This window comes from Vagococcus xieshaowenii (assembly GCF_004792515.1).
Lineage (GTDB): Bacteria > Bacillota > Bacilli > Lactobacillales > Vagococcaceae > Vagococcus_A > Vagococcus_A xieshaowenii.
The window spans coordinates 127,856-141,264 of sequence record NZ_CP038865.1 but is presented as its reverse complement, the minus strand read 5'-3'; the positions used below and the strand labels follow the sequence as shown (position 1 = coordinate 141,264).

At 33.7% G+C, this 13,409-nt stretch carries 9 protein-coding genes and 1 riboswitch; of the genes, 1 reads left to right on the top strand and 8 read right to left on the bottom strand.

Features of this window, described 5'->3' with window-relative positions; translation table 11 throughout:
* Positions 1-5: 5 nt before the first annotated feature.
* The 8 genes from E4Z98_RS00640 to E4Z98_RS00605 form a co-directional block, all read right to left on the bottom strand.
* Complete coding sequence (locus tag E4Z98_RS00640; RefSeq protein WP_209316312.1) at positions 6-1,298, bottom strand: uracil-xanthine permease family protein; 1,293 nt, start codon at positions 1,296-1,298, stop codon at positions 6-8.
* A 62-nt stretch (positions 1,299-1,360) separates the two neighbouring features.
* Positions 1,361-2,716, bottom strand: a complete 1,356-nt coding sequence (gene guaD / locus E4Z98_RS00635; protein ID WP_135254879.1) for a guanine deaminase — start codon at positions 2,714-2,716, stop codon at positions 1,361-1,363.
* A 352-nt stretch (positions 2,717-3,068) separates the two neighbouring features.
* Positions 3,069-3,416, bottom strand: coding sequence for a DUF7006 family protein (locus E4Z98_RS00630; RefSeq protein WP_135254878.1), 348 nt, complete (start codon positions 3,414-3,416; stop codon positions 3,069-3,071).
* 154 nt (positions 3,417-3,570) lie between these two features.
* On the bottom strand, positions 3,571-4,533 hold the full coding sequence (locus E4Z98_RS00625) for a WxL domain-containing protein (protein ID WP_135254877.1): 963 nt from the start codon (positions 4,531-4,533) through the stop codon (positions 3,571-3,573).
* 19 nt (positions 4,534-4,552) lie between these two features.
* Positions 4,553-7,183, bottom strand: coding sequence for a hypothetical protein (locus E4Z98_RS00620; protein ID WP_135961153.1), 2,631 nt, complete (start codon positions 7,181-7,183; stop codon positions 4,553-4,555).
* 18 nt (positions 7,184-7,201) lie between these two features.
* Positions 7,202-8,206, bottom strand: coding sequence for a WxLIP family cell surface protein (locus tag E4Z98_RS00615; RefSeq protein WP_135255078.1), 1,005 nt, complete (start codon positions 8,204-8,206; stop codon positions 7,202-7,204).
* Between the two features lie 58 nt (positions 8,207-8,264).
* Positions 8,265-8,364, bottom strand: a riboswitch (guanidine-I (ykkC/yxkD leader).
* Between the two features lie 429 nt (positions 8,365-8,793).
* Complete coding sequence (locus E4Z98_RS00610) at positions 8,794-10,098, bottom strand: ISL3 family transposase (RefSeq protein ID WP_135961152.1); 1,305 nt, start codon at positions 10,096-10,098, stop codon at positions 8,794-8,796.
* Positions 10,099-10,311: 213 nt separating this feature from the next.
* Complete coding sequence (locus tag E4Z98_RS00605; RefSeq protein ID WP_135255079.1) at positions 10,312-10,962, bottom strand: redox-sensing transcriptional repressor Rex; 651 nt, start codon at positions 10,960-10,962, stop codon at positions 10,312-10,314.
* A gap of 320 nt (positions 10,963-11,282) precedes the next feature.
* Between E4Z98_RS00605 and abc-f the strand changes: the two genes are divergently transcribed.
* Positions 11,283-13,232: a ribosomal protection-like ABC-F family protein gene (abc-f, locus tag E4Z98_RS00600; protein WP_135255080.1), complete on the top strand. Its 1,950-nt coding sequence runs from the start codon at positions 11,283-11,285 to the stop codon at positions 13,230-13,232.
* Positions 13,233-13,409 lie beyond the last annotated feature (177 nt).

Here is a 13,409-nt window from a genome sequence, read left to right as displayed (position 1 = left end):
TATGTTTATCCTCTAATAATTTTTTCTTTAGGAATTAATTTATTCATTAGCACTGCAACAATCGCACTCAGCGCAATCGGTGAATCTAATAAGTATTGGATAAATTGTGGTGCACTTTGTTTTACTTCAACTGGCATAAATAATAAACCAATTGCTACAATTAACGGTACCCCAATAATGTATAGTTCACGTTCAGTAAATTCTTCATTTTTAATCACACGGAAACCACTTAACATGATAATCACACAGACTACCGCAAAAACTCCCCCAATAACTGATGAAGGAATAGCATGGATTAACGCAGATAATTTCCCAACGAATGAAAACAAAATAAACCAAATCGATGCCATGACGAAGACTTTTTTGCTAGCAACTCCTGTAATCGAAATAATACCAGCATTGGTTGAGTAACCCGTCACAGGTGTTGTTCCTACTAAAGCCGCCAATAAACAGCCTAGCCCTTCACCAATCACACCATTATTGATTTGTTCATCACTCACTTTTTCACCTGTAACAGCACTCACCGCATACCAAGTCCCTGTTGTTTCAGCTAATAACACCATGTAAATAATCAACATAGTAATAATTGCTGAGACATCAAAGGCTAGTCCATAATCAAAGAACGCTAATTTTGGCATACTTAACCAAGGCGCATCCGCAACTGGCGAGAAATCTAAACCACCCATAAACGACGCCACAAGTGATCCCACTGCTAAAGCAATAATGACTGAACTAATACGGAAGACTTTGCCTAAATTAGAGAAATACTCTCCCAACATCGAAAATAAAATTAAGGTTGCTGCGGTAATTGTCGCTAATAAAATATTTTGATTAATCGATAGACTTGGGCTAGAGACATAAATATTACTATTAAACGCTGAAGGTAATAGCGTTAGTCCAACAATCATAATAATCGTACCACTTACTATAGTAGGAATATAATTTCTGACAATATGTTTATAAATACCAGTAAAGCCTAATAACGTGATAGCTATTGCTCCCGCAATGCTTGAACCAAGCACAGACGCCATACCGCCTGACCCTAAATAAATGCCGACAATAGCGCCAATTGGGACAAACGATGGCCCTTGGCACACAGGTAGTTTTAAGAAAAATAGCACTTGAATAAGCGAGGCAATCCCTGCTCCTAAAAACGTTGATTGAATTAAACTAGCCGCATCAGGTGATGACATCCCAATGGCTGTTGCGATGATAAAGGGTGGTACATAAACGTCCATCGCTAACACATGTTGTAACCCTAAAATTAACGACTGACCGAATGAAATATCGTCATTCACTCCTACTGTTAGACCTTTTTTACCTAATTGCTCTACTCGTGCTTCCACTTGTTGACGTCCTCCTATGATTTATGGTGCACAAGTTGACCTTGTACCCATACTTGCTTAATATTTTCAGGTGTTGCCAAATATAATAACTTTTGTAATTGTGCTTCAGGTTGATTAAAAACGCCATAACCGGTAATCTGATTAGCTTGTGCGGTCATATCTAAGACTTGCGCATCAAACGTATAACCCGGTGCAAAAACCCCAATCGGTAAACTCAACGCTTCACCACCACCTTGTGTGGCTAACGAGAACGCCTCAATGACTGAAATACGTGAGGCTTCTACCCCGCGAACTGATGGTGGTAACGTCACATCGACGCCATCTTCTAACATACGTGAGGACATCACTGCTTGTTTAATGTTATCCCACAAACTTGGTGAGAACCCACCAGAAATATCCGTTCCTAAGCCCATTTCTACACCCTGTTCTTTTAAATGTTTGACCGGTAGCACCCCATTAGCAAAATAAGCATTGGAAATTGGACAATGAGCAACCGCCGTTCCTGTTTCGATAAATATATCGCCGTCGTGCTCATCAATAAAGTTACAATGTGCCATCACTGATTTTTCCGTTAATAAACCAAATTCTCTTAATACTTCTGTGTCTCTTTTACCGAAACGTTCAATCACATGATCATGTGCCCACTGTCCTTCACTACAATGCGATTGCACGTGAACATCATATTGACGCGCCAATTCACCCAATCCTGCCAAACTCTCATCGGTACAGCTCGGCACAAAACGTGGCGTAATAACCGGATAAATACCTTGTTGATATGCTGGTGCCATTTGTTGAACCTCATGGATGAATTGCTCGGTATCAGCTAAGGCACGTTCGGCTGACTGATCGCGGTAATAAGTTGGTGTCATCTCAGGATGATCCATTACAACTTTACCTACTAAAGCACGTTGACCTGTCTCGCCACATATCTTAGCTAAAGCTAAACTCGCTTCTAAATGAGCGGTTGCAAAATATAAAACGGTTGTAGTACCTCGTGATAATAAGTGATCGACCAAGTCTTGATAGACTCTTTTAGCAAAATCAACATCTTCATACTTGGCTTCTAATGGAAACGTGCATTCATCTAACCAATGATTCAACGGCTCATCTAAGGCGACACCTGCCTGTGGCCATTGTGGTGCATGAACATGTAAATCGACAAATCCTGGTAAGAAATACTGTCCTTTGCTTAATTCAACAAAATCAACATCCGTTTTGGCTATTTCTAATTTCTCTTGATAATGTTGATCATCTGGTTGAAAAACTGACTGAATATTCCCTTTTTCATCTACCTCAATTAATGCCTCTTCTATAAAAATTAACTCACCATGAATTGGTGTATGAAAAATTGATCCCTTAAAGTATTTCACGTGGCTACCCCCTTCATCTTATCTTCATTATATTTATAATTTGTCTATAAAACAACTAAAAATCGAATTTTAATACATATTTTCATTTTAAGGTTCGGATTAATCTTGAAAAACACAGATATATATACAAAAAAAAATAAAAAAATCCTATAGAAACGAACAAAAACACTGAATCATGTAGGTTCAGTGCTTTTGTTCGCTTATGACTATGGCCCTAGAATATTCCCATCAGAATCTTCTAGGCGATTATTTTATTTTTCTTAGAAGGATGTTGATCTATCGTTTTCATCTATATTTATAAATAAATTTCACTCTATGACACTGAGAATAAAAGTTATTACAAACTTTTTCATTAAGAAAGCATATGTAATGACATATTTTCTTTAGAATATTGCTCAGATAAACAATCCAAAAAATATCTTTTAGAATCTCTCTTAGACATAGTGATAATTTCTTCCTCTGTTAATTCCTTTTCATCAATAAATGCTACAAGAAGTTGTAACTCTTCATCTATCCTTAAAAGACAAGAAAAAATTTGAAAGCTATTTTGAGGTGTAATCTCACTTAAATAATCTTTCATTTTACTTATATTTTCTTCTATCTCGTATACGATTTTTTGTCTATGTGAATATTTATTACATACTAATTTATAGTAGTTAAAATAATCTTTTTGTAGTAAATTCTCCTTATTAGTTTTCACGTCACTTCTCCCATACTAAAAAATACTTAACCTTTTATTTATAAATAAAAGGTTAAATATAGCTAATATTATGTCCGCTATATTTAACCTCAACACACTCACTTGTTAATACTTCAAAAAATGATTTCTTATCATAACAAATAAGATATTTTTACTATACTGTTTGTGATAATGTCCAAGTTAAGTCAGCTGCATAACTTCCTTCATAATTCCCACCAGGAATAAATAAGCTAGTTTCAGTTTCTGTCATTCCATCAGAGAATCTACCTAACCATGATCCACGTCCCATACCAACTACATCTTCTGTATCTGTATCAGCAGTAAGTAGGTTATCACTACCGCCACCTGCTTCAAGTTTAATTGCTTTTTTAGCTGGCGCCATATTATTATTTCCTTCATTCGCTACTAAATCACCGATAATTCCTAAATTCATTGATACACCAGCTAACTTAGCTTCTTTTCCTGTCTTAGATGGATCTGTATTATTAAACTCTCCTAATTTGACATTTAACGTCCAACCACTACCTGAAGAACGTCTATCAGATACTTGAACAGCTGATTTTGTTGCTGAATCTAATTTAATAGTAGCTCCCGCTACTGTTGTCTCACCAAAATCAAAATTCGGTACCGCATCGATAGTGAATTGACCGCCATGTCCAGTTGTTTCACCATTATCGTTACCCTCTGGATCGATAATTTCTGGTGTATCCTCATCTGATACAGACGTTACGCTTACAGCTGCTTCTGTCACTGCAGAATCATCTGTAATTTCGGCAGCATTTACTACTACTCCTCCAACACTTGATAAAATAACTGCTGATGCTAAAACACTACTTAAAATCACTTTTTTCATTTTTTTTTCCTTCTTTCTGAAATTTTTTATTAAATTACCCACTATAAATACTCCTATTATAGAGAACAATATAGTGTTTGTTTCATTAGTTTTTGGTAATTTAGTATCACTAGGCGATCTAGCCTTTTCGGGCAAATCATGGCTTTTTTCTTTTTTAATTTCTATTGATACACTGCTAGTTACTTTATCGGCATTAATAATAGTAGAACTACACAAAAAAAGAGCCATAATTGAAATAACCAATGTTACTATACTTTTTTTCATATCCCTCTCCTTTCAATTTTTAATATTCAGAAAATGAAATTGACCAAGTTAATGTTCCTGCGTAATCATCTACGGGTACACCTGATGTATTGCCTACAATAGAAAACCCATCATCATTTGATGTATTCCATATATCTGAAAAATTATATTCTGTAAATTTATCATAATTATTTGAAGAAAAAACTACATTATCTTGACCTGGTGTTAATAAAAAGCTTGTATATTCATCTTTATAAGCTATCGCTACAGGTAACAACTTGTTTTTATTGACACCTATAAAACCTGGGGTATCTAACTTGACTTTTATATTCCAGTTATTAGAAATATCACTATCGTATAGTGACATTTGCCCATCATAAGAGGTTACTTTTTTATTAACATTATTTTTTTCTACAGGGATATTTTCAAAACTAAGTCCCTCAGGAACGTTAAATTTAAGTTTGCCATCCGTTAATATTTCATAATTTAATGTTGACTCTGATTGTTGGAAATTAAATCCATATCCATCTACATTTATATCTAAATTGGCTTTCAGCATTAAATGAGAACCTGGGCTAATAACTTTAATATTTTTTACAGTACTTTCCCAAACAAGTGTATACTCATTATCAACTAGCTCTGCTGTCGGAAAATCAGCATTTATACTATCGTTACTATATATGCCTGTACTTAAAAGATTTCCTTTAGCGTCCAGTAACCTAATATTTTCAGGAACTTCTAGAACATTACTATCATATTGGACTTTTACTGTCCCTTCTTTCAAAGTATGAGATTCTTTCATATTGCTTCTAATGTGCAACTTAAATGTCAATTGATCACTAGGTAGGATATAGTTTTTATCTAAGGGTGAATTAACCGCCTCTACTTCAAAATTACTAGCCATTCTTTTGTCTTCATAATGAAAATCATGGGAAATTGGTTCATATGTTTGCTTCAACAGAACTGATTCTTGCTCATCCGTTAAGTTAAAACCATCAATAGCTTCATAAAAATATTCTTTTTCTGATCTAATATCATTGACATATGTTTTATGAGGTATAATTTCTCTTTCTGTACTATCTAAATAATTTATTTTCACAAAAGACTGACTTGCAAAAGTTGCGACACCATCCTCTTGACTTTTAAACTTATTCTCAAAATTACCGATTTCTGTGTAGCCTATACTCTTTACTAGTGCTTTATTTAGTTCAATATCTATAAAAGAAGAAAAGTCTTTTGTGTAGTCCATTTCAACAGGAACGACAAGTACTTGATAATTATTATATAAGCTACTAAGATTCGTACTACTATCTAAAAGTTCCTTCTTAGCTTCTGCTGTAACTCTTCTTATATTTCCAACATCTTGAATTGATAAATCAAACTCAGAAGTGATATCAACTCCACCTAAATCCGTCACTTTTATTTCATTAATATCCAAAGGCTTCACTATATTGCTGATATCCATCGTCAATTTATAACTAGTAAAATTACTAATCGGTTGTGGAGGAATAAATTGAATTGCTTGATATTCATTTATATTACTATTTCCGGAATAATCCTTAGATAAAACAGGATTATCTGGCAATATTTGTAAAGCCAAACGACTATTTAATTTCTGAATAACACCAGCATTAGCTGCAGCTTGTTTGACGCCATAATTTATAGTATCTAAATTTTCATAAACTTGTATAACCTGATCCAAACCATCATTATTACCAATAATATCCGCTGAAAAAGCTATCGCTTTCTTATTGTTATTGATAGTAGTTGTCGTGTTATCATCGTATTTAACAATTGAATCACTTCTAGCATATAATTCTTTAATCTGACTAGCTTGTACAAGTAATTCCTTATTATTGGTGATGTAATCGTATGATAATACTCCTGAAGTTATTATTTTATTATTGGTTCCACTAGCAACTGTTGTTAAGGATAGATTCACTTCTGTCCCCTTATCGCCACTGGTATATATATGAAGAAAATTTTGTTCATCAGCACCTAGTTCAATATATGATTTAATTTTATCTCCAAACCAAGGTTCATAGTTAACTTTTTTAAAATATGTTACTCCGATAATCAAATCTAACATTACACCTTTATACATTCCCACATTGGTAACTCTAAACTTATCATCAGGACTTGTAACTGGAACAATATTTTGTGTACTATTTGATGCCGTGTGACCTTTTTCAGTAGTAATAACTTGACCATTTGTTTCATTAATCCATTTACTTTTTTGGGTGAACTTCGTAAAAAATGAATATTGAGAGTCTAAAGGAATACTATAATCTGTTTTTATACCAGGATATCCTTGTATTTTTTTATTAATAGCAAAATTTTCTATACTAAATTTATTTGATTCATTTATATCCTTTTTAATAGCTGTCGCTGGGGTCGCTTTGCTATTAGTTGTTTCTTCGGATGCTACTGTTGTTTTTTCACTATCACTTGTTTCTTCGGATGCTACTGTTGTTTTTTTACTATCACTTGTTTCTTCGGATGCTACTGTTGTTTTTTTACTATCACTTGTTTCTTCGGATGCTACTGTTGTTTTTTTACTATCACTTGTTTCTTCATTATCATGTTTAAAATCTATAGTTGCTGCCGTATAAACAGAACTAAAAAAATTTGCCGATAATATAAACAACAAAATAATGGTTATTTTTTTCATAAAAACCTCCTTGATAGATTAATCTTTACTTCTTTTCTTTAATAGTACTGTCAGTAATATTAAGAGTAGTAATACGATTAACACCGTTAATAACAACAATAAATAAAAATTAATATTCGAAGTCTCTTCAATATTCACTGCATCGTTGTTATATTTTTTCGCATCAACTTTCTTTATTTCGAATTCTTTAGTTAAATCCCACTTATAATCATTAGATTGTGCTGTAATCTTGGCGATATATTTTCCAGGTTTCAGTTCTTTATTTCCTGTTCTGACAGCTAAATCAAAATTAGAATTGGGCGCCATCCTCATTTTCTCTTTTTTCAACGTATAAATTGGTTGCTTAGTGTTTTGTTTGAATATTTTGGTATCCACAGATAAATTTTCAATTACTGTTGCCGTATTGTTTTGAAGTTTTGTAAAAATCGACGTATTATAGTTATCTAAACCTGGGAAAACATCTATTAAATTTATATTGGGTTTAATATAGTTATCAGTTTCCGTTAATTTAACAGAGATTTCATACTCTATTTTGTTTCTTATTTGTACAGATTTTGTTTCTTTTATATCGTTTGAATCATCTTTATAAACCCGCAAGCCCCCTAATATCATCCCATCAAATATTTCATTAGGCATTTTTATAGAAAAAGTTACCACCTTACTTTCCCTTGGATTAATCTGTACCTCCTGCTTTTTAGAAACTAGTTTGGTAAAAGGATATTTTAAACTTTTATCTAAATCCTTTTCTTCGTTGTAAACAATGACTCCATTACCATTAGTGAATGCATTATGCGGTTCAACTATTAAATTTAATTTTTCATTTCCACTGTTATGAATGGACAACGCAATATCCTGCTCTTGTTTAGGCTTCATTCGCATGGAGAAATATGAAACATTCTTATCAATTTGATTCTCTGGCAATATAGTTTCCACACTATACTGAGCTTGTATCGCATAGCTTTTACTAGGAATAACTATTAAAAATCCAACTAAAACTATTAAAAAAATATTAATCCTTTTCATTTTTTCGCCCCTTTTTTATATTTTCCATACAAAAAAGCCCGAGAAATATAGTATCTATATCTCCCAGGCTTTTTTCCTTCCGTGTAACCAATATTAATTGGAATATTCTCTCGGACCAGTCCACCGTTAAACAGTGCGGAACCCTAGAATATTTTTTATTTGAATTTGTATGAATTTCTATTTTCAAAAATAATTTGTTTATCCTCTTCAAACTATTTGATTAAATAATAACGTCACTTATAAAAAATGTCAATATTTTTTTTAACGATCCTTATAAATGATAAAAAATGTAGTTTCTAAAATATTTTTCTATTTCAATCTACATAAACTTATAACTTTCTACGAAAAAAGATAAGGAAAAAACAACTTATCACTACTTTTTTACAGAAATCATTAAAAAATAATCGATTTATATCTTTTAAACGACTTTATTAAACAATAACGCTGCTTATAAAAAATGTCAACATTTAATTAAACGAACATTATAAATGACAAAAAACGGCTCTTTGTCAAATTGGACTGATGAGTAATATTAGCCAACCATGAAATTGGAGAAAATATTCTTTGATTTCATGGTTTTTTGTTATTTAATGATTAACTTCTATCAAACCTTCGGTTAAAAAGATTCTAATCCTCATATTGCTGAAAGATTTGAATCCGTAAGAAACTCGTTTTAATGTTTTGATGTGTGTATTCTTTGCTTCAATCTTCCCATTTGAATAGGGATGTATTAACGCATTGGTAATACCTTCTTGATAGCGTATTAGATTTTGTACTTGTCCTTTAAATTCTTCATCTAATTCATCTGGTAAAGTATTTAACAATTCAAAGAATCGTTCATATTCTTTTCTTCTAAATGAATCTAATAAATCATGGAAGTAGTCATAGGCTAATTTTAGAGGTTCGGAAAAACCTAATAACCGATCAATCATCATTTGTTCGGTCAAGTAAGGGTACTTATTAGATCTAAAACTCGGCCATTTTTTGTATTCAGAGATATTAATATCCAATCTGTTTTTAAGCAGGAAGCGCCAATTTTTCTTAAGTTTACTCGCTTCTCTTTTTTTCCCTGATACCTTTAGTCTTTTTACTTCACGTACTCTAAAGCTATTGAAGGCTTCATTCAAATGTTTAACAATGTGAGAGTGATCAATGATTAGCTCAGCATTAGGAAAAATATCCTTTACTAATTGGAAATAAGCCGCATTCATATCTGTCACTAGGAATTTGACTCTGAATCGTTCTTCATCTGGATAGCGACTAAAGTGAGGTATAAGATAATTTATTTTTCTGCTTTCCAATATTTCAACTAATCGTCCTGATTCACCATCAGCACAAATAAAACTCATAGAGTCTTCTGAAGCAGTATGCGAACGAAATTCATCCACCATTAAAACCTCTGGCAACCAACGGTTTTCTTCCTTAGGAAGGTATGTTTCTAAAGATTTTAATACCTGAATCACTTTACTAATTGAAACACTACATAATTTAGCAATTAATTTAAGAGAAATTCTTTCAGCTATTAATTCAATGACTTTAGCTTCAATTATCCTTGAAATATTATGGGAAGGTTGTACTAAATCAATTTGCGAAGTCCAGTGCGTATTGCAATTGTAACAACGATAGCGCTGTTTAGATAACTTCATAGAGACAATCCCAGTGTTCTCATGTGTCAATAGGACATCTACCTTCTTAGAACCATTCTTAACAATAATGTACTTTCCGGTGTTGTTTCGAGGCGAAGAACCACATTTGGGGCAAACTATGGCTTTAGGTTTATAGCTAGCTTGTATAATTTTCGCAGGCTTATTACGGTAAGTTCCTTCGGAAACACTAGAAATTATTAAATTAGGGTCTTCAATTCCATAAATTTTTTTGATATCATTAGTCATAGCATATCGTTCCTTTTGTTTGTTTTGTGTCGTAACTTAATATTAACAAAAGGCGATATGTTTTTTAATAATTAAATACAAAAATAGGACTGTAGAAGGAAAAATCCTTCATCAGTCCTATTTATTATAGAGCCCAAAAAACACATACTCTTGAAATTTCCATAAAAAAACCATTGTCTTCTGATACTAGTCAGAAGACAATGGCTTAATATTTTATTCTACTGTTTCACCATTATCATTATAATGATTCAAGAAATAGATCAATGTTTGTAATTCATTGGTTAAGTCGATACTTTGAACGTGCACATTTTCAGGTGCATTCAAACGTACCGGTGTGAAGTTCATGATACCGCGAATACCTGCTTCAAATAACTCATTCGCCACATCTTGGGCTTTATCAGAAGGAATCGTTAAAATCGCCACTTCAATTTGTTGTTGTTGAATTTGTTCTTTCATATCAGACATTGGATAGACCGGAATACCATCCACAATACGTCCTACAATATCTTCTTTAACATCAAAGGCTGCACTAATACGAATATTGTTATTTTGATGGAAGCCATATTTAAGCAAGGCGCTACCTAAGTTACCTACTCCAATTAAAGCAACACTAGTTAGACGATCTTCCGTCAACATGCGACCAAAAAACTCTAATAAGCTCTCCACATCATAACCATAACCGCGTTTTCCTAATTCTCCAAAGTATGAGAAATCACGACGAATAGTAGCACTATCTACCTTAACTGCTTCACTTAACTCTGTCGATGATACTTTAGTTTTCCCAGAATCTAACAATACTTTTAAGTATCGGTAGTAAAGCGGCAAACGCTTCGCTGTTGCTCTAGGGATTAATTGATTCTTCATATTATTTTTTGTTCCTTTCTTATCTAAACAAACCTAATTGCTCTCTTAATCACATAAATATAATACCAACATTTTCAGTAATAAGCTAATATTTAAGACTATCTTTGTTCATTTTTAACGTATTTATTTCTTATATCATCATACATTCCTATAACTTCTTCACAAACCTATCGTTTAACCCTCCTTATTTGTGAATTAATTTCAATTAAACCACCCTTATTAACAGATCTTATTCAATAGATTTCACTAAAATTTATTTTCCTCTAATTACGTCTGATTTTATGATACACTGAAACTAACAGACTTAAAGGAGACACGTGATGATTCTATTACAAGCTAACAATGTCGCACGCTATTTTGGTGCTGACGTGCTATTTGAAAATATCCAACTGACCGTTCAAGACACGAGTAAGATTGCGCTAGTTGGGCGCAACGGTGCCGGGAAATCAACGTTACTAAAAATAATCGCAGGCATTGACCCAACGGATGCCGGTCAAGTAACAAAAGCAAAAGGCTTATCTATTGGTTACCTTGCCCAAAATACCGGATTTACTTCTGAAAAAACAATTTGGGAAGCAATGCTTGAGACATTCGCTGAACTAATTGCACTAGAGACACGAATTCATTCACTAGAAGCTGCAATGGGGGAACCGTCTTTAGATTTAGAAAGTGACAACTACCAACGTCTTCTAAAAGAATACGATCACTTGCAACATCAATTCCAAGAACAAAATGGTTATAGTTATCAAGCAGATATTAAAGCCATCCTAAACGGCTTCCGTTTTGATGAAAGTTACTACAATCGACCTGTTAATAGCCTTTCAGGTGGCCAAAAAACGCGTTTAGCATTAGCGAAGCTGTTGCTAGAACAACCAAATTTATTAATTCTCGATGAGCCAACGAACCATTTAGACATCGACACTTTATCATGGCTGGAAAATTATTTGCACAATTATCGTGGCGCGCTTCTAATTGTGTCACATGACCGCTATTTCTTAGATAAAGTGGTCAATGAAGTCTACGAAATTAGCCGTCGTAAAATGACCCATTACAAAGGGAACTATACAAAATATCTAGACTTAAAAGCCGCACAACTCGAACAAGAATGGAAAGCTTTTGAAAAACAACAAGATGAAATCAACAAGCTAGAAGATTTTGTTGCTCGTAACTTAGCTCGAGCTAGCACAACAAAACGTGCCCAAAGTCGTCGTAAACAACTAGAAAAAATGGACCGCTTAGATAAACCCATGGGCGATGAAAAATCAGCGCGTATTCAATTCAATGTCGAAAAACCTTCTGGGAACGTTGTGCTGCAGTTAGAACAAGCAGCGATTGGCTACGACCAAGAAATTTTATCCGAACCAATTAACTTAGACGTTCGCAAACAAGAAGCAATTGCTTTAGTTGGACCAAACGGGATTGGAAAATCAACCTTACTAAAATCACTGATTGGGAAAAACGCGCTCATTAAAGGACAACCACATTTTGGAACGAACGTGGCGATTGGTTACTATGACCAAGAACAAAGTGATTTACGCTCTAACAAAACCGTCCTACAAGAACTTTGGGATGAACATCCTACTACACCGGAAAAAGATATCAGATCGATTCTAGGTAGCTTCTTATTTTCAGGTGACGATGTGAGTAAGACAGTACCAACCCTAAGTGGTGGAGAAAAAGCCCGTTTAGCACTAGCAAAATTATCAATGGATCAACAAAACTTCTTGATTCTTGATGAGCCAACCAACCACTTAGATATTGATAGCAAAGAGGTATTAGAAGACGCGTTAATTGAATTTGAAGGCACCCTATTATTTGTGTCACATGACCGTTACTTCATTAACCGTATCGCTACCAAAGTGATTGAACTTGCCGAAAATGGCACGACTGAGTATTTAGGCGATTACGACTATTACGTCGCTAAAAAAGCCGAACTTGAAGAAATCGAGCGCTTGAAAGCCGAACAGCAACAAGCAATCCGACCAACTGAAAGTGCCCCCACTTCTCAAAATGCTTTTTATCAATCAAAAGAAGTCCAACGTGAAACTCGTAAATTACAACGTAAAATTGATGAAATCGAAGCACGTTTAGAAGCCATTGAAACTGAAGTCGAACAACGTCATCTCGCTATGACAAACCCTGATATTTTATCAGACCATACCGAATTAGGTCGTTTACAAACAGAAGTTGAATCCCTTGAAGAAGAACAAATGAATTTAATGGATGAATGGGAAACAATTAGTACAGAGTTGGAAAGTTATCAAAGTTAAACAAAGAGCCAGTCTTTAGCGATTTCCTAAAGACTGGCTCTTTTCATATTACTTGAAGCTAAACGATACTTCAATCACTTTAACTAATCCGGATTTTGAGTGCAGTCCTTCGGAAATAGTTAGTAACAGTTTAAACATTCAAGAAACAATTTTTGACTGTTACATAACTATTTCTCA

Excerpts from the sequence above, each read along its gene's own strand:
- E4Z98_RS00625 (WP_135254877.1), bottom strand. The coding sequence starts at position 4,533 with ATGAAAAAAAGTATAGTAACATTGGTTATTTCAATTATGGCTCTTTTT.
- E4Z98_RS00620 (WP_135961153.1), bottom strand. The coding sequence starts at position 7,183 with ATGAAAAAAATAACCATTATTTTGTTGTTTATATTATCGGCAAATTTT.
- abc-f (WP_135255080.1), top strand. The coding sequence starts at position 11,283 with ATGATTCTATTACAAGCTAACAATGTCGCACGCTATTTTGGTGCTGAC.
- E4Z98_RS00605 (WP_135255079.1), bottom strand. The coding sequence starts at position 10,962 with ATGAAGAATCAATTAATCCCTAGAGCAACAGCGAAGCGTTTGCCGCTT.
- E4Z98_RS00610 (WP_135961152.1), bottom strand. The coding sequence starts at position 10,098 with ATGACTAATGATATCAAAAAAATTTATGGAATTGAAGACCCTAATTTA.
- E4Z98_RS00615 (WP_135255078.1), bottom strand. The coding sequence starts at position 8,206 with ATGAAAAGGATTAATATTTTTTTAATAGTTTTAGTTGGATTTTTAATA.